The organism is Dysosmobacter segnis (assembly GCF_014297285.1).
GTDB classification, from domain to species: domain Bacteria; phylum Bacillota; class Clostridia; order Oscillospirales; family Oscillospiraceae; genus Oscillibacter; species Oscillibacter segnis.
In genome coordinates, this window is sequence record NZ_JACOQI010000116.1 from 1 (window position 1) to 578 (window position 578).

Annotated in this window: 1 protein-coding gene; it reads right to left on the reverse strand. The window is 52.8% G+C overall.

The features are described from left to right. The coding region (locus H8Z83_RS19320) for a tyrosine-type recombinase/integrase (protein WP_187016508.1) at positions 1–578 on the reverse strand (578 nt) is incomplete at both ends.

Below are 578 nucleotides of genomic sequence, written 5' to 3' on the forward strand. Positions count from 1 at the left end.
CGGAGATCATGAAAGCGGATATGCTCCAGTCCCGCGTCCTTGAGGATTTTCTTATGAAGGTTTACCACCGAGTCTGGGTGGTACATTTCTCCTGTTCTGCTGGACGGGAACATCCACGGATTGTCCGGGTGCTTGGCGTGCTCCTGCTTCAATAGCTCCACGGCATCCTGCGGAATGGACACCTCTCGGATGGAATTCCCGGTTTTGGGTTGGCTCAGAATGAGGTTTCCCTCTGTGTCCCAGCTGGCCTGCTTACTGACGGAGATGGTGCAGTTGGCTTCGTCAAGATCGCTCCATTGGAGCGCCACCAGTTCACCTTTTCGCAATCCACTGACCAGTTCCAGATAAAACATGGGGAGCGCGCCGCGCTGCTCAGCGGCGTCAAGGTATGCGCTGATGTGGTCTGGATGAAGAATCTTCATCTCTTGTTTTTCAATTTTAGGGATGATGCAGTTCTCCGTGGGATTGCTGAGGATGAGTTTTTCTTTCACCGCCCGGTCAAGGGCGTTGTGCAGCATCATGTGGATGCCGCGCACAGTGGAATTGCTCAGTCCGGGTTTTTTCTTTTTCTGAACTTT